This is a genomic window from Neobacillus sp. B4I6, from assembly GCF_050434045.1.
GTDB lineage: Bacteria > Bacillota > Bacilli > Bacillales > Cytobacillaceae > Neobacillus.
The window spans coordinates 5,397,417-5,422,721 of sequence record NZ_JBNPWB010000002.1; the positions used below are offsets into that span (position 1 = coordinate 5,397,417).

Below are 25,305 nucleotides of genomic sequence, written 5' to 3' on the forward strand. Positions count from 1 at the left end.
AATTCACGTAATTTCATTGACATTGACAGGGTGCTATTGTATGCTAACTAAGGGTGTAAATGATAGGGTTTTCATGTAAATAAATCTATCTAAAGATAGTATTTAGGCTATGGAATTTACTTTTTGCCCGATTGACATTCTCTCAGAGTGAGGATGTGTTATATGCGTAAAAACAACCGCAACCCATTACAAGCTATGGCTTTAATGTCCGCAATCGTCTCCCAATTAGTAGGTTCCATTCTAATAGGTATTTTCTCAGGCAGATGGCTGGATCAGCATTGGGGTACCGAACCAATTTTCTTAATAATCGGACTGCTTATAGGTCTTGGAGGTGGTACCTATTCCATGCTTCTTTCAATCCGCCATTTCTATTCAGGAGATAAATAACTATGCCAGATTTCAGAGTAATGTTCAACAGGCAGCGCAAATGGATTTTTTACTTGTTGTCCATTTATGTTCTAGGCTGGGGCTTCACCTCGTACCAAACCATATTTCTAGGGCTGATTCTTGGGACATGCTTTAGTTATCTAAATCTTTGGATACTAGTTAGAAAGACGGAAAGCTTTGATAAAAAGGTAACAGAGGGCAAAAAGCCCAAGTCCTTAGGTTCACTTTCGAGGATGGCTGTGGCGGGAATTGCTGCGTTAATCGCATTAAGATACCCAGAGCAATTCGATATGATTAGTTTAGTGATAGGATTAATGACATCCTATATTGTCATTATGATAGATTATTTTTACCATGCATTGCATGTACATAAATGAAGCGGAAGCGAGGTGAGTTTACATGCATCATGAGGTTCCAGAGTTTAAATTTATGGGCCTTTGGTTTAACGGCGCAAATATGCTGATGATCACAGTAGCAAGTCTAATTGTTTTCCTAATTGCTGTCCTTTCCACACGAAAGCTGGCAATGAAACCTACAGGGATGCAAAACTTTTTTGAATGGGTAATGGACTTTGTTAAAGGGATCATCAACAGCACGATGGATTGGAAAGATGGCGGGAGATTCCACATCCTTGGGATTACATTAATTATGTATGTTTTTGTATCCAATATGCTAGGTCTTCCATTTGCGATTGTGGTGGATGAAAAGCTATGGTGGAAATCACCAACAGCCGATCCAATCATCACTTTAACACTAGCAGTTATGGTTCTGGCGCTATCCCATTATTATGGCGTCAAGCTAAAAGGTGTCAAAGGCTATGCAGAAGGTTTCTTCAGTCCAATGAAATTCTTATTTCCATTGAAGATCATTGAAGAATTTGCCAATACGCTGACTCTTGGTCTGCGTCTATATGGTAACATTTACGCGGGTGAGTTGCTTCTATCACTATTAGCAACAGGCTTAGCACATCAAGGAATAGCTGGTACCATTGCAGCTGTGCCGCTAACATTGGTATGGCAAGGGTTCTCTATTTTCGTTGGTACGATTCAAGCTTATATTTTCACAATGTTAACAATGGTTTACTTGGCTCATAAAGTGAGTCACGACCATTAATAATACACCGTTCATTTTTATGAACAAAATAAAAAATTAATTGATGTTTTATACATTTAAGGAGGAAAAAAGTAATGACAGGATCAATTGGTGTTTTAGCAGCAGCAATCGCAATCGGTTTAGCAGCAGTAGGTGCAGGTATTGGTAACGGTCTTATCGTAGGTCGTACAGTAGAAGGTATCGCTCGTCAACCTGAACATCGTGGTTTGCTTCAAACAACTATGTTTATCGGGGTTGCGTTAGTAGAAGCATTACCGATTATCGGTGTAGTTATCGCGTTCATGGTATTAAACCGATAATAGTAGAAAAATTCCAGATGGCGATGATCAACAAATCCTCGCCATTCATTTATGTGTTTTTGCTATCGTTAAGCAACTCTTGAAAGGAGTGAACCGAGGGTGTTAACAAACAGTTTAGTATTAGCCACTGCTGCTGAAGGCGGCGGCCACATTAATACTGGAGATATTTTCTTCCAGCTTATCGTTTTTCTAGTATTGTTAGCCTTGCTCAAAAAGTTTGCATGGGGTCCATTAATGGGCATTATGAAGACGCGTGAAGAGCATATTGGTAGTGAAATTAGTGCGGCAGAAAACAGCCGTTTAGAAGCAGAAAAGATTTTACAAGAACAAAGAAATCTTTTAAAAGAAGCACGTAATGATGCGCAAAACTTAATCGAAAATGCCAAAAAGCAAGGTGAACTTCAACGTGAAGAAATCGTTGCGGCATCTCGTACAGAAGCTGAACGCGTCAAAGAAGCAGCAAAGCTTGAAATTGAGCAGCAAAAAGAAAAAGCTGTTGCCGCTATTCGTGAACAGGTTGCCTCTCTATCTGTATTAATTGCTTCTAAAGTAATTGAAAAGGAATTAACTGCAGCAGATCAGGAGCAACTCATTAACGAATATATTAAAGAGGCAGGAGAAGAGCGATGAGTAACTCAATGGTAGCAAAACGCTACGCGTTGGCTCTTTTCCAAATTGCGAAAGAGACTCAAGCGCTCGGAGTTATTGAAGAAGAACTTCGTGTAGTGAAGGAAGTTGTACAATACAATCCTGAATTAAAAAATATCTTAAATTCTTCTAAGCTTTCAATTGAAGAGAAAAAAGAAATCATTAAAGCATCTTTCGCAACAGTAAATGTAAATGTATTAAATACAATGTTGATCTTAATCGACCGCCACCGTGAAGACCAAATCGTTGACGTGGCAAATGAATTTTTAGAGCTGGCAAATGATGAGATGGGCATTGCCGAGGCGAAAGTTTACAGCACCCGTGAATTAACGGATGCGGAACGCGAAGCAATCTCGTCTGTATTTGCAGCAAAAGTGGGCAAAAAGTCCCTAAAAATTGAAAATATCGTAGATTCCAATCTGCTTGGCGGTATCCGCCTTCGCATTGGAAATCGTATATATGACGGGTCATTAAGAGGAAAACTCGATCGTTTAGAACGTAAATTGTTAAGCTAGATTCGAAAGATTAGGGGTGAAACTCATGAGCATCAAAGCTGAAGAAATTAGTGCCCTGATAAAAAAGCAAATTGAAAACTATCAGGCGGAAATTCAAGTGACTGATGTCGGTACAGTTATCTCAATCGGTGACGGTATCGCACGTGTTCATGGCCTCGACAATGTCATGGCTGGAGAACTTGTTGAATTTTCAAACGGCGTTATGGGTATGGCACAAAACCTTGAAGCAAATAACGTTGGTATTATCATTCTCGGACCTTTCACTGAAATCAAAGAAGGTGACGAGGTTCGCCGTACAGGACGCATCATGGAGGTTCCAGTTGGTGAGGAACTAATCGGACGCGTTGTCAACTCGCTTGGACAACCAGTAGATGGTATGGGTCCAGTCAATACAACAAAAACACGCCCAGTAGAAGCAGTTGCTCCAGGCGTTATGGCTCGTAAATCCGTTCATGAGCCATTACAAACAGGTATTAAAGCGATTGACGCCCTAGTGCCAATCGGACGTGGTCAACGTGAGTTAGTAATCGGTGACCGTCAAACTGGTAAAACATCTGTTGCGATTGATACCATTATCAATCAAAAAGGTCAAAACATGGTGTGTATCTATGTTGCGATCGGACAAAAAGAATCAACCGTTCGTAACGCGGTTGAAACGCTTCGTAAATACGGTGCGTTAGAATACTCAATCGTTGTAACTGCATCTGCATCACAACCGGCTCCGTTGCTTTACCTAGCTCCATATGCGGGCGTATCAATGGCTGAAGAGTTTATGTATGCTGGCAAGCACGTATTGATCGTATATGATGATCTTTCTAAACAAGCAGCTGCCTACCGTGAGCTTTCCTTGCTGCTTCGTCGTCCTCCAGGTCGGGAAGCCTATCCAGGGGATGTTTTCTACTTGCACAGCCGCTTACTTGAGCGTGCTGCAAAAATTAACGATACACTTGGTGCTGGTTCAATCACTGCGCTTCCGTTCATTGAAACGCAAGCAGGCGACGTTTCAGCGTATATCCCAACAAACGTTATCTCAATTACTGATGGACAAATTTTCTTACAATCTGACTTATTCTTCTCCGGTGTTCGTCCGGCGATCAACGCGGGTCTTTCCGTATCACGTGTAGGTGGATCTGCACAAATCAAGGCGATGAAAAAGGTATCTGGTACCTTACGTCTTGACCTTGCATCTTACCGTGAATTAGAAGCATTTGCTCAGTTTGGATCAGACTTAGATAAAGCAACCCAAGCGAAACTTAATCGTGGTGCACGTACAGTTGAAGTTCTGAAACAAGATCTTCACAAGCCACTTTCAGTTGAGAAGCAAGTTGCAATCCTTTACGCATTAACACGCGGTTTCCTTGATGATATTCCATTAGAGGATGTCCGTCGTTTTGAATCAGAATACCTTAATTGGTTAGACCACAACCGCAAAGAGTTGTTAGACCATATTACAAAAACGAAGGACCTTCCTTCTGATGACGATATGGCTTCTGCAATCAACGCCTTCAAAAAGACGTTTGCAGTTTCCGAATAATAGGGTCTGACATTTAGAACGGTGAGAGTGTGCGGCCCCGTGAGGCGTGCCGCACGTCCTTGCCAGACATTCTTTGAAAAAGGGTGGTGAGAACCTATGGCTTCATTACGTGAGATAAAAACTCGTATTAATTCAACCAAAAAGACGAGTCAAATAACCAAAGCAATGGAAATGACCTCTGCTGCAAAGTGGAATCGTGCCGTCGTAAATGCGAAAGCATTTGTACCTTATATGGAAAAAATCCAAGAAGTAACGGCATCGATTGCAATTGGCTCAGGCGGAGTAAATCATCCCATGCTGACCAGTCGACCTGTTAAGAAAACCGGTTATATTGTTATGACTTCTGACAGCGGACTTGCTGGCGGTTTTAACAGCAACGTTCTCCGTCATGTTTATCAAACAATCCAAAGCCGTCATAAATCGAATGATGAATTCGCGATCATTGCAATCGGAAGAATGGCACGTGACTTTTTTGTCAAACGCGGCATGAATGTGGTCCTTGAATCAATTGGGATTCCAGCTCAACCTAACTTTGCTGACATTCAAGACATTACCCGGGCAACGGTTGGAATGTTTACCGATGGAACTTTCGATGAATTATATGTCTATTACAGTCATTATGTAAGTGCCATTTCACAGGAAGTACAGGAGAAGAAGCTCCTTCCGTTATCGGACTTAGCCACTTCAAACAAACTCATTTCCTATGAATTTGAGCCGTCTGCTGAAGAAATATTAGAAGTTCTCCTGCCTCAATATGCTGAAAGTTTGATCTACGGAGCACTCTTAGACAGCAAAGCGAGTGAGCATGCTGCTCGGATGACGGCAATGAGAAATGCAACTGATAATGCTAAAGAATTAATTAATCACTATACACTAGTTTTCAACCGTGCCCGTCAAGCAGCGATTACCCAAGAAATCACGGAAATTGTTGGCGGTGCGGCAGCGCTAGAATAAAACCTTTATTTTAAAAATGAACCCGATGTAGCGGGTTTGACTAGATTTTGAGCAGGGAACGCTATGTCCGTTCCCACTCATTTTGTTCATTATAGAACAAGACGCGTGACCACAATGAGTTCATTTTTATAAAAATGCTTGTGGTGGTTTCTGCGAGAGAGTAAGTAAGGAGGGAAAACGATGAGCAAAGGACGCGTTCTTCAGATTATGGGTCCGGTAGTTGACGTTAAGTTCGAAAGCGGTCATCTGCCTGCGATTTATAATGCGTTGAAAATTTCAAGTAAAGCGAGTAATGCATCCGAAGTTGATATCAACATTACCCTTGAAGTAGCTCTTCATTTAGGTGATGATACAGTTCGTACGATCGCGATGTCTACCACAGATGGTTTAACTCGTGGAATAGAAGTTGAAGATACTGGTAAACCGATTTCTGTACCAGTTGGTGATGTAACACTTGGTCGTGTATTTAACGTATTGGGTGAAACGATTGACCTTGCGGCTGAGATTCCTGCAAGTGAGCGCCGTGATTCGATTCACCGCGAAGCACCAACATTTGAAAACCTTTCTACTGAAGTTGAAATTCTTGAAACTGGTATTAAGGTAGTAGACCTTCTTGCACCATATATTAAAGGTGGAAAAATCGGTCTTTTCGGTGGTGCGGGTGTAGGTAAAACCGTATTAATCCAGGAATTGATCAATAACATCGCTCAAGAGCACGGTGGTATTTCGGTATTCGCCGGTGTTGGTGAGCGTACTCGTGAAGGTAATGACCTTTACCACGAGATGACTGATTCAGGCGTTATCAAGAAAACTGCGATGGTATTCGGACAAATGAACGAGCCGCCTGGCGCACGTATGCGTGTTGCTTTAACAGGTTTGACAATGTCTGAGTATTTCCGTGATGAGCAAGGACAAGACGTTCTTTTCTTCATGGATAACATTTTCCGTTTCACGCAAGCAGGTTCTGAGGTTTCCGCGCTACTTGGCCGTATGCCATCAGCGGTAGGTTACCAGCCGACTCTTGCTACTGAGATGGGTAAATTACAAGAGCGTATTACGTCTACAAACTTAGGATCAGTTACATCGATCCAAGCGATTTATGTACCAGCCGATGACTATACGGATCCGGCTCCGGCTACTACTTTCGCTCACTTAGATGCAACAACAAACCTTGAGCGTAAGCTTTCTGAGATGGGTATTTACCCAGCGGTGGATCCTTTGGCTTCAACTTCTCGTGCATTGTCACCTGATATTGTTGGCGAAGAGCACTATAATGTAGCGCGCCAAGTTCAATCAACATTACAACGTTATAAAGAGTTACAAGATATTATCGCGATCCTTGGTATGGATGAATTAAGTGATGATGATAAGTTAACGGTACAACGTGCGCGTCGTATCCAAGTGTTCTTATCTCAAAACTTCCACGTTGCTGAACAGTTTACTGGCCAGCCAGGTTCTTATGTACCTGTTAAGGAAACGGTTCGTGGTTTCAAAGAGATTCTTGAAGGCAAGTATGACCACCTTCCAGAAGATGCATTCCGTCTCGTTGGCCGTATTGAGGATGTTATTGAGAGCGCGAAACGTATGGGTGTAGAGGTCTAAACAGAGCCTGGAGGGTAAAAAATGAAGACGATTCGAGTCAGTATTGTTACTCCCGATGGCCCGGTGTATGAATCAGATGTAGAAATGGTAAGTACCAAGGCAACAAGTGGTGATTTGGGGATTTCCCCTGGCCACATGCCGTTGGTTGCCCCGCTGGAAATTACTTCTGTTCGTCTTAAAAAAGGCGGTAAAACAGATTATGTTGCAGTCAGTGGTGGAATTTTAGAGGTCCGTCCTGATCAGGTGACTATCTTAGCCCAATCAGCGGAAACTGCGTCTGAAATTGATGTTGAACGTGCCCTAAGAGCGAAGGAACGCGCGGAACAGCGTCTGAGAGACCATCAAGTCGATCATACCGATTTCAGACGTGCTGAGCTTGCCTTGCAGCGTGCCATCAATCGCCTCGGCGTATCGGATAGAAGAATGTAGTTTTTTTGAAAAAAGTAAACCCCCTCTGGCGGCTAAATGCTGCTGGAGGGGTTTTTTGTGGTTTTTGGGTTTTTGTGTAGCTATGGTTGTGGTGTGGAGGGAGGGGGATTTTAGCGTATTCATGATGGGAAGAAGGGTACCTAGCCAGTCTTGCGACTGGCTTTTTGGGTTGGTTTGAGGGTTTATATGGGAGTGGACAGTAAATTGGGAAAAGTGGACAGTAAATATGAGGATTTATTAAAAGCGGTATCTGGAAATGTTAAAGAGGGAGCAGCTCGTTCTTTTATTTGAGGAAATTAGATACCTAGCCAGTCTTGCGACTGGCTTTTTGGGTTGGTTTGAGGGTTTATTGGAGGATGGACAGTAAATGGTTAGAAGTGGATAGTAAATTTATAAAAGTCGACAGTAAAGTGAGGAAAATGACAGTAAACTAGGAGAAGTGGACGGTAAATATGAGGTTTTATTGAAAGAGGTATTTGGAAAGGCCTATGAAGGAGGGTTATTTCTATAATTGGGGTAAATTAGTAAGTTGAGCCAATCTTGCGATTGGCTTTTTAGTTTGGTTTGAGGGTGTATTGGGGAAGTAGACAGTAAATATGAGGTTTTATTGAAAGTGGTATTTGGAAAGGCCGATGAAGGAGGGTTATTTCTATAATTGGGGTAAATTAGTAAGTTGAGCCAATCTTGCGATTGGCTTTTTGGTTTGGTTTGAGGGTGTATTGTGGAATTAGACAGTATTATTAGGGAAGTGGACAGTAAACTGGTAGAAGTGGACAGTAAATATGAGGTTTTATTGAAAGTGTGGTATTTGGAAAGGGTTATGAGGGAGATTTATTTCTATAATTGTGGGAAATTAGTTAGGTGTGTCAGTCTTGCGATTGGCTTTTTAACGGGAGCTAAGACTTGATCCGGAAAATAGCATGAAAAGTTTGGGTGTGAATATGATTGTAGAGGGGACATGTTTACATTAATGCGAGGTTGAGTTTTGTTTGGTTTGTTTATTACTTTTTTAGAAAAATATAAGTTTGTTTAAAAAAAGAGATATTTGATGTATTTTTAATGACAAAACTCACTGACATTATACACATTTTGTTGTTAAATAGGGGTTGTTGTCGAATTATTAGGTAGGTTATTGGGTTCGTGCGAACCCTTTATGCACGTCATCTTCCGCTAACGCTCCAGATCACGTGCGCTAAAGCATGTCCTTTTAATCTAGTGTGACGGGTTCGCTCTTGCGTCATTTCTGAAGTAATTCAGGATGTGTTTCTGTGAGATCACGCAAACGCTCAGGGGAGGGGACTTCATGTCGACGACTTAGTTCAGGTGTAAATTGTAATTCTACCCGCCGGATGCTAGCGCATCCTGCGCTTCAGCTATCGCTGAAGCTTGCAAAATTCCTGATTGAAAGTCTCTTTTGAGAGCGAGCTCTCAAGAGCCTTTTAATCAGGAATTTCGCGGCGGATAGAATTCCAATTATTATGAATTCGGCTTGTCGACATGGGTTTGTAACAATGCTATAATGAATTCGGTTACAATATTCATTAGTATGAAAATTTACAACATTGGAGGGGATAGACATGGAACTTCTAAATGTATATCAGAATAATTATCTGATCGTCTTTGCGTTTCTATGTCTTGGGGTGCTGCTGCCTGTGGTGGCTTTATATTTAGGTAAGCTTCTGCGTCCGCATAAACCGAGCGAAGCGAAGTATACCACATATGAGAGCGGTATTGAGCCTTTTCACGATTCCCGTGTACAGTTCAATGTCCGCTATTATATTTTTGCCCTGATGTTTGTTATTTTTGATGTAGAAACCGTGTTTTTATATCCGTGGGCGGTGGCTTATGATAAACTGGGGATTTTTGCACTAATCGAGATGTTGATTTTCGTTATTATGTTATTAATTGGCCTTGTGTATGCCTGGAAAAAGAAGGTGCTACGATGGAATTAAAACTAGATGGCATTTCACAACAAGAAATGTCCGAGTTACAGCGAAATGTATTTATGACTACGCTAGAGCAAATTAAAGCTTGGGCTCGAAGCAGTTCGATCTACCCGGTGACATTTGGTCTGGCTTGTTGTGCGATTGAGATGATGGGTGTAGGCGGAGCGAATTATGATTTGGATCGTTCGGGTTCCTTTTTCCGTACGTCACCACGCCAGTCGGATTGTATGATTGTGTCTGGAACGGTGACGAAGAAGATGGCACCAATTTTACGAAGATTATATGACCAAATGCCTGAACCGAAATGGGTCATTGCGATGGGTTCTTGTGCGACAGCAGGTGGGCCGTATGTAAAGTCTTATTCCGTCGTTAAAGGAGTCGATCAAATCGTTCCTGTCGATGTGTATATACCTGGATGCCCTCCAAACCCAGCCGCTTTAATTTATGGAATCAATAAATTAAAGGAAAAGATTCGCTATGAAGCGAAGACTGGGAAGAAGGTGATCTAACCGATGAGTGGGGATAAAGATCTTGATCAGTTAAAAAAGGAAGCCGTTGAAAAGGCGAAAGCGGCAGCGGCGGCGAAACGGGCGGCGAAGGCCGCAGGGGAAGCCTCACCAACTCCGAAGCAGGAGGAAAAACCGGCGGAACCAGTTAAGGCCGAAGCACCAGAGCCAGTACCGGCACCGGCACCGGCAAATGACGGCGACGATCTAGCGAAGAAAAAGGCGGCGGCGGTAGCGAAAGCGAAGGCGGCCGCAGCGGCAAAGCGAAAAGCGATGGAGCTTGCCGGTGGTACAGCCCCAGCCGAGGAATCTGCCCCAGCTGATACGCCGGCACCACCAGCGGCTGAAACTTCTGCTTCAGACGACAGTGACGATTTAGCAAAGAAAAAGGCAGCAGCGGTAGCGAAAGCGAAAGCGGCGGCCGCAGCGAAGAAAAAAGCGATGGAACTAGCTGGCGGTGCAGCCCCAGCAGCTGAATCCGAGGCAGGCGATAACGCCGCAGCCGGAGACGATGCCAAGGCAAAAGCGGCAGCAGCGGCCAAGGCAAAAGCAGTGGCGGCAGCAAAGGCAAAGGCAGCAGCGGCGGCAAAAGCTAAAGCGGCAGGAGCAGGAACCGACTCAGTCGCACCAGCAGGCGGCGATGACGAAAAAGCAAAAGCGATTGCGGCGGCTAAAGCAAAGGCAAAAGCAGCGGCAGCAGCCAAGGCGAAAGCGGCAGCGGGCGGAAAAGTCGACGAGACAGCGGCTCCAGCAGCCGAAACGAAGCCATCACCAAACCAGCCATACCTCGATAAGTATGTGAAGGTGATTACCGAACATCTGGGACCAGATGTTTTAGAAGATTCTTATATTAATAAACTATCTAAGGACGTTCCAACCCTCGTGGCGAAGCGTGATACATATTACAAAGTAGCTCAATTTTTAAAATACAACGAGCTCTTAGGGTTCGATTATTTATCAGAGCTTCATGGGACAGACTTTGAAACACATATGGAAGTTTATGTTCACTTGTACTCATACAAAAACCGTCAGTCCGTCGCCCTAAAAGTGAAGATTGACCGCAGCGAACCAACAATCGAGTCCTTGCAGCCGCTTTGGGCAGGCGCAGAATGGCCTGAATGTGAAGCCTATGATTTACTAGGAATCAAGTTTCCAGGACATCCAGACTTACGGCGCATCTTGCTGGGTGAAGATTGGGTTGGCCATCCACTGCGAAAAGATTACGAGCCGTACGACGTGGAGGTGTAACCAATGATCAGAACAGAAGAAATGATATTAAACGTCGGTCCTCAGCATCCAAGTACGCACGGAGTGTTCCGGCTGGTTGTTAAAATTGATGGGGAAATCATTACCGAAGCGAAACCTGTCATCGGGTACTTACACCGCGGAACAGAAAAGTTAGCTGAAGACCTGCAATATACGCAGATTATTCCTTACACCGACCGAATGGACTATTTGTCCTCGATGACCAATAACTACATCCTCTGTCATGCAGTCGAAACGATGATGGGGATTGAAATTCCTGAACGAGCTGATTTCTTACGTGTGATTGCGATGGAATTGAACCGGATTGCCAGCCACCTTGTTGCCTGGGGTACGTATATCCTTGACTTAGGTGCAACAAGTCCGTTCATCTACGCCTTCCGTGACCGCGAAATGATTATCAATATGCTCAACGAATTATCGGGGGCCCGCTTGACCTTCAACTATATGCGCGTTGGCGGCGTGAAGTGGGATGCACCTGAAGGCTGGATTGAAAAAGTAGGCAGCTTTGTACCATACCTGCGCGGCCAGCTGAAAGGCTATCACGAGCTTGTCAGTGGAAATGAAATCTTCCTCGACCGGGTCAAAGGCGTCGGCAAGTATACAAAAGAAGAGGCGCTTCAATATTCACTGAGCGGACCAAACCTGCGCAGTACGGGCGTGAAATGGGATCTTCGTAAAGATGAGCCTTACTCTGTTTACAACCGTTTTACCTTTGATGTACCAACCTCAGAAGACGGCGATTGCTTAGCTCGCTACCATTTGCGTTTGGCGGAGATTGAAGAATCCTTGAAAATCCTTGAACAAGCTGTGGAACAATTCCCTGGTGAAGGTCCAATTATGGCGAAAGTGCCGAAAATCATTAAGGCACCTAAAGGCGAAGCATTTGTCCGCATTGAATCACCGCGCGGAGAGATTGGCTGCTATATTTACAGCGACGGCAAAAAAGAGCCGTACCGCTTAAAGTTTAGAAGACCATCCTTCTATAACCTGCAAATTCTCCCGAAACTTTTAAAGGGTGAAAACATTGCAAACATGATTGCTATTTTAGGGGCAGTTGATATTGTCCTTGGGGAGGTTGACGGCTAATGATAGAAGAATTGCTCCAGTCAAGTCCGGGTTGGGCTAACTTTGGAATTTTCTTTTTACTCGGCGCTGTCTTGCTTTTAATCGTATTAGGATTTGTTACCTACGGAATTTTAGCAGAGCGGAAAGTCTTAGGCTACATGCAGCTGCGCCATGGTCCAAACCAGGTCGGCGGTAAATGGGGACTATTACAAACCGTCGCAGACGTCCTCAAGCTGTTACTAAAAGAGGACATCATTCCAAAGGCAGCCGACAAGCCATTATTTATCATTGCACCAGTCATCGCCTTCGCACCATCCTTTATGGTCCTGGCGACGATGCCGTTCACAGACGCCTTTCAGTTTGCTGACATCGGTGTCGGATTACTCTATTATATTGCCGTTAGCGGATTAACCACCTTTGGCATGCTCCTTGGCGGCTGGGCATCAAATAACAAGTACGCCCTCTTAGGAGGAATGCGTGCTTCAGCCCAAATGATTTCCTACGAAATCCCGTTAGTCATGTCCGTCCTAGGCGTCATCCTTTTATCAGGAAGTTTAAACCTAAATGATATCGTCGAAGCACAAAAACATGGCTGGTTCATACTCTTACAGCCAATCGGCTTCATCGTCTTTTTCATTGCATCAATCGCCGAATTAAATCGGACACCATTTGACCTGCCGGAGTCGGAAAATGAACTAGTTGCTGGATACCACGTAGAATATTCCGGATTCCGCTGGGCCTTCTTTATGCTCGCTGAATATGTGTACTTATTCGCAATGTCCGCACTCATTACCGTCGTCTTCCTTGGCGGATGGCTGGCACCAATCAGCTTCCTGGACTTCATCCCAGGCGCCGTCTGGTTCGCACTCAAATTCAGCGTCGTCGTCTTTGTCTACATCTGGCTGCGGGCCACGCTACCACGTTTCCGCGCCGACAAACTCATGGAATTTGGCTGGAAAGTACTATTGCCAATCGCACTAGCAAACATATTCTTAACAGCGCTAGTTAAATCGTTATTTTTTTAAGAAAAGGCTGTGTTAAAAGTCATTGTTGATTTTGTACCTCTGTTGATTGGAGCGGAGGGCGCGAGACTCCTGCGGGAGGACGGGGCAGGGGAGACCCCACAGGCGCTTAGCGCCGAGGAGGCTCCCCGGACCGCCCGCGGAAAGCGAAGCGCCTGGAGCGGAAATCAACAGACAAGTTTTTAATAGCCTTAAAAAAATTTATGGTGCCTGACACCAAAAACCATCTTTAAAATGTAAAAGGGGTGAAAAACGTGCTTGGATTAGCAAAAGGCTTGAAATATACCCTAAAAAACTTGACCAAAGAAAAGGTTACGTATGATTATCCAAACAAGCCGCTTCCACTGCCAGACCGGTTCCGCGGTATTCAAAAGTTTTATCCGGAAAAATGTATTGTTTGTAATCAGTGCATGAACATCTGTCCGACGGATTGTATTAATTTAACGGGTAAAAAGCATCCGGACCCAACGAAAAAAGGGAAAATCATTGATACCTATGATATTAACTTTGAAATTTGCATCCTTTGTGACTTATGTACGGAGGTATGCCCGACCGAAGCGATTATCATGACCAATAACTTCGAGCTCGCTGAATACAGCCGTGACATGTTATTTAAAAACCTAGAATGGTTAGATGAAAACGATGAAAACATACGGCAGGTGAATAAACCATGACCTTTTCCGGCGAATTCCTCGCTTTTATGGGACTCGCACTTGTCGCCATTATTGGCGGTGTGCTTCTTTTAAACCTTACCAAGGTGGTTCATATGGTCGTTTCACTGATCTTCACCTTTGTCGCAATCGCTGGAATTTACGTGCTGCTGTCAGCCGAATTTGTGGCAGCTGTGCAAATCTTAATCTATTCAGGTGCGATTACCATCATCATGCTGTTTGGAATCATGTTAACAAAGCATAATGATGAACATGAGCCACAAACCGGCAAATGGAGAAAAATCCTTGTCTTCTTAGGGATTCTCGGCTTTGCATTTGCTGTTTACATTGGCATTTACAATTTCAATATCGCACAGGTTCCGACCACCTTGCATGAAAACAACACGATGCAAATCGGTAAAGCACTTTACTCAAAATACATCATTCCGTTTGAGTTAACGTCTGTTTTACTACTGGTTGCCCTTGTTGGTTCGATTATCTTAGCGAAAAATGAGAAGAAGGAGGCGGACGACCAATGAGTTCTGTTCCCGCTTCAGCCTTCCTGGCACTTGCACTGATCTTGTTTTGCATCGGTTTATACGGTGCACTTACCAAAAGAAACACCGTGATTGTCCTGATTTCGATTGAATTAATGCTGAACGCGGTCAATATTAATCTCGTAACCTTCAGCAAATATGGAATGGCGCCGTCCATTACCGGCCAAATCTTCGCCCTGTTCGCGATCAGCGTCGCAGCAGCCGAAGCAGCTGTCGGTCTAGCCATATTAATCTCACTCTACCGCGCCAAAAAGACCGTCAACATCGACGAAATGGACACAATGAAAAACTAAAAAAAATTGGGTGTCAGGCACCACGAAAAGACACTTCGTCACTTTGTCCACCTTGGACGGACACTGCAACTTTGTGTTGGGTTGTTCACTGTACGCGGACATTTATGTGGATTTGTCCACGAAGGGTGTCAGGCACCAGATAAAAATAACTTTCGACAAAACTCGGGTGGTGACAGTCACCGCCCGTGTCTAAGGGGATAGTGATAATGATGGAGAATGCATGGCTCATACCGCTTTTCCCGCTATTATCGTTTTTGATCCTTCTTCTTTTCGGGAAGCGACTGAAAGAGGCGAGTGCGTATGTGGGGATTCTGCTCACATTGGCATCGCTTGTCTACTCGATTTTGGTATTATTCGAGCGCTTTTCTGAGCCAACCTATGTTACGAAATTTGACTGGCTCACGATAGGAGATATGCATCTAACAGCGGGCTTTGAAGTGAATCAATTAAATGCATTAATGCTGTTTATCGTATCGCTCGTAAGTTTCTTAGTACATACCTACTCCAAAGGTTATATGCAAGGGGACGAGCGGTTTCCAGTATTCTATGCCTATTTAGGACTCTTTACGTTTGCAATGCTTGGTCTGGTGATTTCGCCAAACTTACTGCAAACCTATGTTTTCTGGGAGCTTGTCGGTGTCGGTTCCTTCCTATTAATCGGTTTTTATTTTTACAAGGACGAAGCGAAGGCGGCCGCGAAAAAAGCGTTCATTATGACCCGGATCGGGGACGTAGGCTTATTTATCGGCATGATTCTGCTATTCTGGGAAACCAAAAGCTTTGAATATAGTGAAATTTTTGCTGCCGTTGATGCCGGTGCGGTGTCAGGCACCATGATTACCTTAACTGCCATCCTTATTTTCATCGGGGCGGTGGGTAAGTCGGGTCAGTTCCCGCTTCACACTTGGCTTCCGGATGCGATGGAAGGTCCGACGCCTGTTTCGGCCTTAATCCACGCGGCGACGATGGTTGCTGCCGGTGTTTATTTGGTAGCGGCACTATTTCCACTGTTCGCAGCAAGCAAAACAGCGCTCCTTACGATCGCCGTGATTGGCGCATTTACCGCGATTTTTGCGGCAAGTATTGGTCTTGTGCAAACTGATATCAAACGCGTACTCGCTTATTCAACGGTCTCACAGCTTGGCTACATGATGCTTGCCTTAGGGTCTGCCGGTTATGTTGCTGGGGTATTCCACCTGATGACACACGCATTCTTCAAGGCGCTATTATTCTTAGCCGCCGGCTCCGTCATTCATGCGGTACATACTCAGAACATCGAAGAAATGGGCGGACTTTGGAAAAAGCTCAAACTAACCGGACCGCTTTTCTTAATTGGAACTCTCGCGATCAGCGGTGTCCCAGGGCTTTCCGGATTCTTCTCCAAAGATGAAATTTTAGTTGCGGCCTGGGAAGGCGGACATCCATTCCTCTTCTTACTCGCACTTGCGGCCGCATTTATGACAGCTTTCTATATGTTCCGCTTGTTCTTCATGGTATTTTCCGGAGAAGCACGCGGAGAACAAAAGCATGTGCACGAATCACCAGCGAACATGACTTACCCGATGATTCTCCTCGGTGTGCTAGCGATTGTTGCTGGTTATGTCAATACACCTTGGTTTGGAACGTTCCTTGGCGACTGGCTTGTCGATGGCAACGAAGCGCTCGCACACCATGGTCACGTCGAAGGTCCAAGCTGGATCATGATTGCCGCAACGGTTGTTTCCTTAGCGGGAATTTACCTTGCATACTTGATGTACAGCAAGCGGTCTGTGGCCCGCAACTGGTTAAGCGGCACAGGGGATACATTACACACGATTTTAACGAACAAATATTACGTCGACGAGTTCTATCAACTGACGGTCGTCGCATTCACCAAAGGACTCAGCTACTTTTTACGGTTCATTGATGGCTTCCTTGTCGGAGGACTCGTCAAGGGCGTGGTTGGGATTGTCCAAGGTCTTGGGGCAGCAGGTTCAAAGCTGCAAACCGGACAGGTTCAAACGTACGGCGCGGTCGCCTTTATTGGGCTAGCGGTACTCGTTGTCATCTTTGCATTAACAGGGGGGTACTTACGATGAATTTAACATCTGTTCTTTCAATCCTAGTATTCTCCCCTTTACTAGGTATCGTGGTTTTGGCTTTTATGCCTAAAACGGAAGAAAAAGCGATTAAAGCGGTAGGCTTTCTAGCCACACTGCCGGCCTTACTGTTGGCAATCGCAGCTTATCTTCATTATCAATTTGGCAAGGATTTGGCGGACTTTACCGTATCCGTCCCGTGGATTCAATTCCGCGGCATTGCAGGCATCGAAGAGCCAGTTTTCTCGGTGTACTATGAACTTGCCTTGAGCGGCTTTCAACTCTTGCTGGTCGTCCTCACAGCGGTCGTAGCGACGCTGTCAGCGATTGCGGCGGCAAAGTTTGTGAAAAAAGAATGGAAAGGCTATTTTATGCTCTTCCTTCTGTTAGAAATCGGAATGCTCGGCGTGTTTACCGCCGAAAACTTAATTCTGTTCTTCATCTTCTTTGAAATCACCTTAATCCCGACCTTCTTCTTAATTGGAAAATGGGGTTATTTTGAAAAAGAAAAGGCAGCTTACAGCTTCTTAATTTATAACGGCTTAGGGTCAGCCGTACTACTTATCGTGATCATGATTCTGTTTGCAAAAACAGGCACAACAAACATTGATACGTTAGTCCAAATGGTGGCTGATCCAAATGCGCCGCTGTCTGGCGACTTGAAGCTTGGCTTGTTCATTTCCTTATTGATTGCGTTTGGGGTAAAATTACCGATTTTCCCATTACACAGCTGGATGCTGAAGGTACACGTTCAAGCGCCGCCATCTGTTGTTATGATCCACTCAGGGATTCTCCTGAAAATCGGTGCGTACGGATTAATCCGTTTTGGGATGGGTATTTTTCCCGAGCAATTTAAGACACTTGCGCCGCTGATTGCTGTCCTTGGAGTGATTAATCTCCTTTACGGGGCGTTTCTAGCGTTCATTCAAACAGATTTTAAAATGGTTTTGGCTTATTCATCCATTTCTCATATGGGAATTGTGTTAATCGGACTTGCGGCGATGAATGAGGCTGGGGTTCAAGGGGCGATTTTCCAAGTGATTTCGCACGGATTGATTTCCGCACTGTTGTTCTTCTTGGTGGGCATCCTTTATGAACGCACCGGTACATCGCTGATTGAGAATCTGGGCGGAATGGCGAAGGGCATGCCGATTGCAGCGGGCTTCTTGTTGGCTGCAGGGATGGCGTCGCTTGGCTTGCCAGGGATGTCTGGATTTGTCAGTGAGTTTATGGCGTTCCTCGGTCTTTTCAAAGAAATGCCGTGGATTGCCGCAGTTGGTACAATCGGGATTATCATGACGGCGGCTTACTTGCTTCGCGCAGTATTAGGGATCACGTACGGCAAGTCACATCGTGAATTTACCGGCATCCTCGATCTTAAAGGCGTGGAATTCGTGCCGGTGGTTATTTTGATGCTGTTAATCGTTTTAATTGGTGTTTTCCCAAGTGTCCTCAGCGCACCGCTACAAACTACACTTGAAACGATCATGCTAGGGATAGGAGGGTGATGAAGGATGAGTCTTGAGACCTTGCAGCAAATCAATTGGAGTGCCATGACGCCAGAGTTCATCATCCTTGGTGTATCTACACTTCTTACACTTTTAGATTTATTTATGCCGAAAAATATGGATCGAAAAATTCTCGGCTGGATCGGGATTGCGGCCATTTTTGCAGCGATCGTTTCTGTGCTTGGCATGGTCGGCGGACCAGTGACGTCGATTTTGGAGAATTCATTCCGTTTAGATAGTTTCGCGATGGCCTTTAAATTATTGCTTCTTGCGGGTGCAGGTCTGGTTATGTTCTTGGCCGTCAGCTATGAGCCGAAAGAAGGCTTGGAAGAATATCGCGGCGAGTTTTATTACTTGTTCTTATCGGCCTTGCTCGGTGCGATGATTATGACATCCAGCGGTGATCTAATTACGCTGTTTATCGGCTTGGAATTGTTAACTGTTTCTTCTTATATTTTAGCGGGGATCCGCAAGTATCATTTAGAGTCTAACGAATCAGCGATGAAATACGTCATCAATGGCGGAATTTCAACTGCGATTACGTTGTTTGGGATGAGCTATATCTATGGCTTAACAGGCTCAACCAACTTGCTCGACATTGCCGGCCGGTTGTCCACGGTTACGGATGGCCAGCAAGCGTACTTGTTAACCTTGGCATTTTTGATGGTTTTTGTTGGATTAGCCTTTAAACTGGGTGCGGCTCCGTTCCATATGTGGGCACCTGATGTTTACCAAGGGGCGCCAACACCAGTTACCGCTTTTCTAAGTGTGGTTTCGAAGACAGCTGGTTTTGTAATTGTGCTCCGCATTTTGTTAACGGTATTTGGTTCGGCCGCATCGGTTGGAAATCCACAAATGCCGATTTTGCTAGAGATGCAGGATTATATCGCCTTTATCGCTGGGGCGACCATGATTATTGGTAACGTGATCGCTTTGAAGCAGTCGAACATAAAACGGATGTTTGCTTACTCAAGTATCGCTCATGCCGGCTATATTTTAGTGGCGTTAACATCTTTGAGCTCGAATATGTTTTATTCGATCTGGTTCTACCTGCTCGCTTACTTGTTCATGAACCTTGGCGCGTTTGCGGTCATCCAGGTGGTTAGCGAAAAAACAGGCTCAACGAAGATTGCTGATTTTGCTGGATTGTATCGCCGCTCGCCGGTGCTTGCAGTCGTGATGGGCTTACTGCTTGTTTCGTTGGCAGGTTTCCCGGGTACAGCTGGTTTCATCGGAAAATTAAACATCTTTATCGGGGCATTTTATGGTACGCCGCATTATGTGCTTGCGTCGATTATGATCGCGACGACGGTCGTCTCATATTACTATTATTTCGGCGTAATGACGCAAATGTTCTTCCGTCCGGCAAGTGATGACAGCAAGTTCAATCTTCCATTCGGAATTAATGTGGTCTTGATTGTTGCGGTGGTTGGTTCAGTACTGTTTGGTGTGATGCCGAATATCGCTTTAGATTTTATGCAAAATAACCTTGATATCTTAGCAGACTTTTTCAGCTAGTTGTTAAGGGAGAGTTGTGCTGCTTGGGGGAAGGCGGCGGGTTAATTTAAAGGGGTTTTATATGAAAAAGAAGAGGTTGGGGAACCTCTTCTTTTTTTTATCTATAAGTTACTTAATATTTGTTACTCAAGGCAGGATTTCGATTTCTAATCGATTTGAATCGGTCATCCTCATGATCAGCAGCTGGTTCCACGTCTAAAGGAATCTCTTCATCACTGTCGATCATATTATGGGCAGAGTCTTCTCTTTTCTTGACCAGGACTAAGATCTTACCTTCTTCAACGGACTCCCCATAATACTTGGCGTCATCGTCTGGAATTCCAAGTCCGATTAGTGCTCCAGTTAAACCTCCTAAACCTGCACCTGTTAATGCACCCATTATGCTTGCGGCAATAGGACCTGCGGCAACTATTGGACCAATACTCGGTATGGCAAGAGCGCCAAGTCCAGCTAATAATCCTGTTGCGCCACCAAGTGCCCCACCTGTAATAGCACCTGTGGTGGCGGTATCTTCGACTGCAGTGCCTGTTTCTTCGGTAACGTAATCAACGTGATTGTGATCTTTACCGATTACACTGATTTCTGACTTATCGTATCCCCATTTTACAAGATCCTCAATTGCGGCAATGGCCTCTTGTTCGGATTGATAAACACCTACAATGTTTTTTTCATGTTTGTTCATTTTTACTCCTCCTCTTATAAAAATTTGGATGTTTTATAAAAAATGAATATAGTAGTATCATCAATAGGCTGCCAATGTGAATGTTTACTATCTTGATAGTTTATCTTTTACTTCGCCAACGCCTTCTTTTACTTTGCCTTTTGCTTTATCCATTTTTCCTTCTGCTACCTTTGAATCATCATCTGTTAAATGACCCCATTGCTCTTTAGCCTCACCTTTTACTTGATCTACATTACCTGACAATTTATCCTTATTCATATTGTTTAGCCTCCTTGTATTTGTTCTTATGGATTTTTATTATCTAGTTCATCTTTCTTTTCACCATGATCTCAATAAGTAAACGTGGGAGGTTAATGGTGCCAATATGGTTATTGGATTTGCTATTAAACTCATACCTTTCAGCCCCTTTCGTTTGCATATTGGTTATATTCCCACTGTATAAAATACGAAACCTCAATTTTTTTAAGAGTAAGGTTTGGATGATCCATACCAGAATAAAAAATCGTTTTCTTTCTATTAAAGGCCCTTTTTTAAAAGCTTCTGATTCCCATTTAAAAAAATTTTAATTGATGGAGATTGGACCAACTAGTAAAAAAAAATAAGGTTTCATTTCTTTTATTAGGGTTATATATCCAATAGAAAACTTACTTACGTAAATAAGTTGGAAACAGAAAAAATGGGGAAAAGGAGATCGATACGATGGATATGAATCAAATGATGACGGGTTGGTACTCTTATTTTAATCAGCTTCCGAACTTGCTGTTTGCCCTTCTTGTATTATTAGTTGGATGGCTGATCGCTAAGAGTATCGGAAAAGGTGTCGAGGCAATTTTAAAGAAAACACGCTTTGATGATAAGCTTTTTTCAAACTTTGGAAAGAGAAAATACTCATCTGAAGTGATTATTGGAAAAATTGTTTATTATATTTTACTAGTGTTTGTGTGGATTATCTTTTTTAATATGCTGAACTTAAGCTTGATTGCCACACCACTGGTTCAAATGTTATCAATCATTACAGCAGCGATTCCGAACGTTTTAAAAGCTGCTCTAATATTACTACTAGCTTGGGCAGTTGCCTCACTCGTTCGTATGCTCTTTAAAAAGGCCTCTGCAATGTTTCATTTTGAACGTCTTTTAGTCCAATGGAAGATGACAAATAATCCAGCGGATGCTGTAAGTAAGGTAAACAGTATCGCAAAAGCTCTTTTCTATTTTGTTTTCTTACTATTTTTACCAGGGGTCTTAGATGCATTGCAAATGGAAGGTGTTTCTGAACCTTTCGCAAACACTCTATCAACTTTGCTTGCCTTTATACCTAAGTTATTTGCTGCCGCACTGATTGTCTTTGTCGGCTGGCTTATTGCAAAAATTGTCCGTGATATTCTAACCAACTTTTTAAGAAGTATTGGTACAGAGAGAATTGGTCAACGGTTTGGGTTAAGCCCAACAGGAGAGGGAACCACACTTTCAAGTATGATCGGCAATATTGTGTTTATCTTAATCTTAATTCCGACGATTATTACAGCCTTAGAAAAACTCGATCTAAAAGGAATTTCTGATCCAGCCATAACGATGCTTCATCATGTGCTCTCCCTCATTCCAAACATCGCTGTGGCGGTAATCTTAATCTTAGTGGGCTTATGGCTTGGAAAATGGGCCGAAAAAATGGTTACTCAAATGCTTTGGCGCTTACGATTTAACAATTTATTTCACCATATGGGCATTGGCTCATTAAATCCAGAGCAATCCAAGTACAATCTTTCACAAATCGTTGGTATGCTCGCAAAAATAGTGATTGTTTTATTATTTACAGTGGAAGCATTACAAATTGTCCACTTAGAGTTCTTAGTGACTCTTGCAACAGGCGTGATTGCTTATTTACCGATGTTATTCGCTGCACTAGTTATTTTAGGAGTTGGATTATATTTAGGTCATTTAGTAGAACGTATTTTACAAAACATTTTAAAGAACAGCTACTCGCGGACACTCGCAGCTGTTGGGAAATATGCAATCTTTGCAGTTACTGTCTTTATGGCATTAGACCAGCTTGGGGTTGCTCATTCCATCGTAAATGCGGCCTTTATTCTCGTATTAGGTGGAGTAGCATTAGCATTCGGCCTCGCCTTCGGTCTCGGAGGAAAGGAATTTGCCACGAAATATTTAGGTAAGCTAGATAATAAAATAGACAAGAAAATAGTAGAATAAAAGATTTAAGCAAAAGGGACAGGTTGTTACCTGATCACACGAATAACAATCCGAAACTCAGATAATTTCGGATTGTTATTTTAATAAAAAGAGAGGGAGTGAAACTTCTCTTGATGATAATAAATTTACTTTTAATCACACTATTAATCGCACTTACTGGATTTTTTGTCGCAATCGAATTTGCCATCGTAAAAGTACGCCCCTCTAGAATTGATCAATTGATTGCGGAAGGAGAGAAGGGCGCTGTAGCAGCTAAAAAGGTGGTATCACATCTCGATGAATACCTTTCAACCTGCCAACTGGGAATCACAGTAACGGCACTCGGGCTGGGATGGTTAGGAGAACCAACAGTAGAAAGGCTGCTGCACCCATTGTTAACGGTACTCAACCTAAATGAATCTGTTACACATATTTTATCCTTTGGGCTTGCCTTTGCCTCAGTTACCTTTTTACATGTAGTAATTGGTGAATTGGCGCCTAAAACAGTAGCAATCCAAAAAGCGGAAATTGTAACGCTTTACTTCTCACGGCCAATCATATGGTTTAACAAAATCATGTTTCCGTTTATCTGGCTATTAAATGGTTCTGCCCGTCTGTTGGCCGGTCTATTTGGCTTAAATCCAGCATCCGAACAGGAATCAGCTCACTCCGAAGAAGAGCTGCGGATCCTCTTGTTAGAAAGCTATAAGAGCGGCGAGATTAATCAGAATGAATTACGATATGTAAACAATATTTTTGAATTCGATGAGAGATTGGCAAAAGAAATCATGGTCCCTCGCACGGAGATTAGCAGCTTAACGATAGACGACACAATTAATGAAGTTATTAAGAGGGTGAGAAGGGAGAATTATACTCGATATCCAGTAATGGACGGTGATATAGATAATATCATCGGAATCATAAACGTTAAAGCACTCTTAACAGCAAAAATAATGAATAAAGGTAATACGGAAGAGTTGAGGGTAAAATCCTATATCAATCCTGTTATTTACGTGATCGAAACCATTCCCATTCATGACTTATTGGTGAAAATGCAAAAAGAACGTACCCATATGGCCATCCTAATAGATGAATACGGTGGGACTTCTGGTTTGGTTACGGTTGAAGATATTATTGAGGAAATCGTCGGAGAAGTTAGAGATGAATTTGATGCGGATGAAGTTGCAGAGATTCTAAAGATACAGGAAAACCATTATTTAGTAGATGCAAAACTATTAATAGAGGACGTAAATGATTTACTCGGGACAAACCTAGCGACTGCAGGAATAATAACAATTGGCGGCTGGTTTCTATCACAAAACCTTGACTTCCAAAATGGTAGTGAAGTTATAACAGAAGGATATCAGTTCAAAATCCACACAATCAGTGGTTATCACATTTCGAATTTAGAAGTAAAAAAGATTTAAAATTAAGGATTTATAGCCAAGTTGATTGGAGCGGAAGGCGCGAAGACTCCTGCGGGAGGACGGGGCAGGGGAGACCCCACAGGCGTTTAGCGCCGAGGAGGCTCCCCGGACCGCCCGCGAACCGCACGCGCCTGGAGCGGAAATCAACGGCCAAGTATAACAGAGCCAAAATTAAAAATCTCGAAAATAAAAGAAGGCTTGGAATATCCAAGCCCTTCAAATTATTTCATTCTAAACAATGTGAGTGCTAAACAACAAGATGTTCATTTAATGTTTGCTGTAACGTTGCTTTTGTCTCTGTATAACTGTGAAGATCAATTCCTAAATTAACCATTCTTCTTACAAGTTCAGGGCGTAATCCAGTAATGATTGATTTAGCACCCATTAACGTTACGCCAATCAATACTTTTTGAAAATGAGAAATGGTACCTTCGTCCATGTCCGATATTCCCGAAAGGTCAATAATCAATGTCAGAATCCTTAACCTTGATATATCCGTTAATACTTTTTCTTCAATAATATTCATTCGATAAGAATCAAGCGTACCAATCAACGGCAATACAGCTACAGTTGTGCTAACTGGTATGATGGGAACCGAGAGATGTTCAACTAATTTTCTTTGAGAAAGAATTAATTCATCTTTATACTGCGAATAGCTAATGAAAAAGGTGTTTAGAAATTCATCAATCCCATCATTAACTTTATGTTCCAATTCGAAAAAATCATCAACATAATTACCTTTCTCATTTAATCGATCATAAAGTTTTATGAAATGCCATAAGGCACGTCTAATGGCATGTACCCATTCTAGTTTGAATGCCAGAGTTAAAGAAAATCTCGCCCAAGCCACTCCTTCTTCATTAGCAAAAGCAATGAGTTCATCTGTTCTATTTTCCACAACGTAAAGAACTAGCCTTTGAGCGTTTTTCAAAAGATCAATATTTCCAGCTTGTAAAATACGCTCAATATTAGAGGCAACATTGACAGCCTCGGATAAAAGTTTTTTCTGAAAATCCACATTATTGTTGATAAGATATTCCGAAATATTTCTTGTGTCATAAAAGGTATTCAAAGGTAGTTCCTCCTTATATAAATAAATTTTATTTCAAAGCTTCATAGTTT

26 protein-coding genes are annotated in these 25,305 nt (G+C 43.1%); 23 read left to right on the top strand and 3 right to left on the bottom strand.

Translation table 11 applies throughout. The features are described from left to right. Positions 1-162: 162 nt before the first annotated feature. The 21 genes from QF028_RS28885 to nuoN all read left to right on the top strand — a co-directional run bounded on the left by QF028_RS28885 (position 163) and on the right by nuoN (position 19,890). A complete protein-coding gene (locus QF028_RS28885) occupies positions 163-387 on the top strand; it encodes an AtpZ/AtpI family protein (protein ID WP_429470892.1) in 225 nt (74 codons plus the stop codon). Positions 388-389: 2 nt separating this feature from the next. After that, positions 390-764 carry an ATP synthase subunit I gene (locus tag QF028_RS28890; RefSeq protein ID WP_088090205.1) on the top strand — a complete coding sequence of 125 codons (375 nt, stop codon included), beginning with the start codon at positions 390-392 and terminating at the stop codon, positions 762-764. A 22-nt stretch (positions 765-786) separates the two neighbouring features. Further along, positions 787-1,500 carry a F0F1 ATP synthase subunit A gene (gene atpB, locus QF028_RS28895; protein ID WP_429470894.1) on the top strand — a complete coding sequence of 238 codons (714 nt, stop codon included), beginning with the start codon at positions 787-789 and terminating at the stop codon, positions 1,498-1,500. A gap of 74 nt (positions 1,501-1,574) precedes the next feature. After that, positions 1,575-1,799: a F0F1 ATP synthase subunit C gene (gene atpE / locus QF028_RS28900; RefSeq protein ID WP_088090203.1), complete on the top strand. Its 225-nt coding sequence runs from the start codon at positions 1,575-1,577 to the stop codon at positions 1,797-1,799. Positions 1,800-1,898: 99 nt separating this feature from the next. Then, complete coding sequence (atpF, locus tag QF028_RS28905) at positions 1,899-2,429, top strand: F0F1 ATP synthase subunit B (protein ID WP_098932386.1); 531 nt, start codon at positions 1,899-1,901, stop codon at positions 2,427-2,429. Beyond that, complete coding sequence (locus QF028_RS28910) at positions 2,426-2,962, top strand: F0F1 ATP synthase subunit delta (RefSeq protein WP_429470897.1); 537 nt, start codon at positions 2,426-2,428, stop codon at positions 2,960-2,962. The genes atpF and QF028_RS28910 overlap by 4 nt, the downstream gene beginning before the upstream one ends. A 25-nt stretch (positions 2,963-2,987) precedes the next feature. Further along, positions 2,988-4,496 (top strand): F0F1 ATP synthase subunit alpha, encoded by a 1,509-nt coding sequence (gene atpA, locus QF028_RS28915; protein WP_429470899.1) that lies wholly within the window; start codon positions 2,988-2,990, stop codon positions 4,494-4,496. Between the two features lie 96 nt (positions 4,497-4,592). Further along, positions 4,593-5,450 (top strand): ATP synthase F1 subunit gamma, encoded by an 858-nt coding sequence (gene atpG, locus QF028_RS28920; protein ID WP_214999298.1) that lies wholly within the window; start codon positions 4,593-4,595, stop codon positions 5,448-5,450. 180 nt (positions 5,451-5,630) lie between these two features. Beyond that, positions 5,631-7,052 (top strand): F0F1 ATP synthase subunit beta, encoded by a 1,422-nt coding sequence (atpD, locus tag QF028_RS28925; RefSeq protein WP_214732857.1) that lies wholly within the window; start codon positions 5,631-5,633, stop codon positions 7,050-7,052. A gap of 21 nt (positions 7,053-7,073) precedes the next feature. Then, complete coding sequence (locus QF028_RS28930) at positions 7,074-7,481, top strand: F0F1 ATP synthase subunit epsilon (protein WP_410885068.1); 408 nt, start codon at positions 7,074-7,076, stop codon at positions 7,479-7,481. A gap of 1,577 nt (positions 7,482-9,058) precedes the next feature. Beyond that, positions 9,059-9,433, top strand: a complete 375-nt coding sequence (locus QF028_RS28935; protein WP_168241277.1) for an NADH-quinone oxidoreductase subunit A — start codon at positions 9,059-9,061, stop codon at positions 9,431-9,433. Beyond that, on the top strand, positions 9,424-9,936 hold the full coding sequence (locus tag QF028_RS28940; RefSeq protein WP_214999302.1) for a NuoB/complex I 20 kDa subunit family protein: 513 nt from the start codon (positions 9,424-9,426) through the stop codon (positions 9,934-9,936). Before QF028_RS28935 ends, QF028_RS28940 begins: the two co-directional genes overlap by 10 nt. Positions 9,937-9,939: 3 nt before the next feature. Beyond that, positions 9,940-11,181, top strand: coding sequence for an NADH-quinone oxidoreductase subunit C (locus tag QF028_RS28945; protein WP_429470902.1), 1,242 nt, complete (start codon positions 9,940-9,942; stop codon positions 11,179-11,181). A gap of 3 nt (positions 11,182-11,184) precedes the next feature. Beyond that, a complete protein-coding gene (locus tag QF028_RS28950; RefSeq protein WP_214999306.1) occupies positions 11,185-12,285 on the top strand; it encodes an NADH-quinone oxidoreductase subunit D in 1,101 nt (366 codons plus the stop codon). Continuing rightward, the gene (gene nuoH / locus QF028_RS28955) at positions 12,285-13,289 is read left to right on the top strand and encodes an NADH-quinone oxidoreductase subunit NuoH (protein ID WP_335438449.1); all 1,005 of its coding nucleotides are present in this window, start codon (positions 12,285-12,287) and stop codon (positions 13,287-13,289) included. Before QF028_RS28950 ends, nuoH begins: the two co-directional genes overlap by 1 nt. Positions 13,290-13,540: 251 nt before the next feature. Next, positions 13,541-13,960, top strand: a complete 420-nt coding sequence (gene nuoI, locus QF028_RS28960) for an NADH-quinone oxidoreductase subunit NuoI (protein WP_088090191.1) — start codon at positions 13,541-13,543, stop codon at positions 13,958-13,960. Continuing rightward, positions 13,957-14,475, top strand: a complete 519-nt coding sequence (locus QF028_RS28965) for an NADH-quinone oxidoreductase subunit J (protein ID WP_214999308.1) — start codon at positions 13,957-13,959, stop codon at positions 14,473-14,475. The genes nuoI and QF028_RS28965 overlap by 4 nt, the downstream gene beginning before the upstream one ends. Continuing rightward, positions 14,472-14,786, top strand: coding sequence for an NADH-quinone oxidoreductase subunit NuoK (gene nuoK, locus QF028_RS28970; RefSeq protein WP_098932392.1), 315 nt, complete (start codon positions 14,472-14,474; stop codon positions 14,784-14,786). The genes QF028_RS28965 and nuoK overlap by 4 nt, the downstream gene beginning before the upstream one ends. A 206-nt stretch (positions 14,787-14,992) precedes the next feature. Next, positions 14,993-16,864, top strand: coding sequence for an NADH-quinone oxidoreductase subunit L (gene nuoL, locus QF028_RS28975; RefSeq protein ID WP_429470906.1), 1,872 nt, complete (start codon positions 14,993-14,995; stop codon positions 16,862-16,864). Further along, positions 16,861-18,372, top strand: coding sequence for an NADH-quinone oxidoreductase subunit M (locus QF028_RS28980; RefSeq protein WP_429470908.1), 1,512 nt, complete (start codon positions 16,861-16,863; stop codon positions 18,370-18,372). Before nuoL ends, QF028_RS28980 begins: the two co-directional genes overlap by 4 nt. A 6-nt stretch (positions 18,373-18,378) precedes the next feature. Beyond that, positions 18,379-19,890, top strand: coding sequence for an NADH-quinone oxidoreductase subunit NuoN (nuoN, locus tag QF028_RS28985; protein ID WP_429470910.1), 1,512 nt, complete (start codon positions 18,379-18,381; stop codon positions 19,888-19,890). Positions 19,891-20,002: 112 nt separating this feature from the next. Here the strand turns inward: nuoN and QF028_RS28990 are convergent, their stop codons facing one another. Together QF028_RS28990 and QF028_RS28995 are read right to left on the bottom strand one after the other, a co-directional pair. Then, on the bottom strand, positions 20,003-20,572 hold the full coding sequence (locus QF028_RS28990; RefSeq protein ID WP_429470912.1) for a general stress protein: 570 nt from the start codon (positions 20,570-20,572) through the stop codon (positions 20,003-20,005). An 87-nt stretch (positions 20,573-20,659) separates the two neighbouring features. Continuing rightward, positions 20,660-20,830 carry a CsbD family protein gene (locus QF028_RS28995; protein ID WP_088090184.1) on the bottom strand — a complete coding sequence of 57 codons (171 nt, stop codon included), beginning with the start codon at positions 20,828-20,830 and terminating at the stop codon, positions 20,660-20,662. 441 nt (positions 20,831-21,271) lie between these two features. Between QF028_RS28995 and QF028_RS29000 the strand changes: the two genes are divergently transcribed. Together QF028_RS29000 and QF028_RS29005 are read left to right on the top strand one after the other, a co-directional pair. Continuing rightward, the gene (locus QF028_RS29000; RefSeq protein WP_429470915.1) at positions 21,272-22,777 is read left to right on the top strand and encodes a mechanosensitive ion channel; all 1,506 of its coding nucleotides are present in this window, start codon (positions 21,272-21,274) and stop codon (positions 22,775-22,777) included. Positions 22,778-22,887: 110 nt separating this feature from the next. After that, entirely contained in the window at positions 22,888-24,183 is a 1,296-nt protein-coding gene (locus QF028_RS29005) for a hemolysin family protein (protein WP_429470917.1), read from the top strand. A gap of 247 nt (positions 24,184-24,430) precedes the next feature. On the opposite strand, the gene QF028_RS29010 is transcribed toward QF028_RS29005, so the two are convergent. After that, positions 24,431-25,255, bottom strand: a complete 825-nt coding sequence (locus QF028_RS29010) for an STAS domain-containing protein (RefSeq protein ID WP_429470919.1) — start codon at positions 25,253-25,255, stop codon at positions 24,431-24,433. Between the last annotated feature and the right edge of the window lie 50 nt (positions 25,256-25,305).